The sequence below is a fragment of the Micrococcus sp. CH7 genome (assembly GCF_001595485.1).
Classification (GTDB): domain Bacteria; phylum Actinomycetota; class Actinomycetes; order Actinomycetales; family Micrococcaceae; genus Micrococcus; species Micrococcus luteus.
On record NZ_LOSQ01000018.1, the window covers coordinates 1793 to 2253 of the forward strand.

The 461-nt window shown below is 52.7% G+C and carries 1 rRNA gene (cut by a window edge); it reads right to left on the minus strand.

Annotated elements, in window-relative coordinates:
* Positions 1 to 242: ribosomal RNA gene (locus AUV08_RS11770) — 16S ribosomal RNA — on the minus strand; it reaches 1773 nt to the left of the window's first position.
* Between the last annotated feature and the right edge of the window lie 219 nt (positions 243 to 461).

A 461-nucleotide genomic window follows, 5' to 3' on the forward strand; every position in this document is an offset into this window, starting at 1 on the left:
TAGGCCGCGAGCCCATCCCCAACCGAAAAATCTTTCCCACCACAGAACATGCGTTCATGGTGCATATCCGGTATTAGCAGCCGTTTCCGGCTGTTATCCCAGAGTCAGGGGCAGGTTGCTCACGTGTTACTCACCCGTTCGCCACTGATCCACTCCAGCAAGCTGGAGCTTCACCGTTCGACTTGCATGTGTTAAGCACGCCGCCAGCGTTCATCCTGAGCCAGGATCAAACTCTCCGTAAAAAACGAATGCCACAACAAGACCGGGAAAACAGTCACTGCTGCAGCGAGTTCAATCATGACCAAAAAGGATGTCAAAACTGACAATCCATAAATTGATCCAAAGGAATCTCACGACTGACCGAAGTCAGCCGACGAGGTTATTTGGCATTTGACAAGTGCACGCTGTTGAGTTCTCAAGGATCGGACGCACCCAGCCCTGCAGGTCCCCCTGCAGCCCTC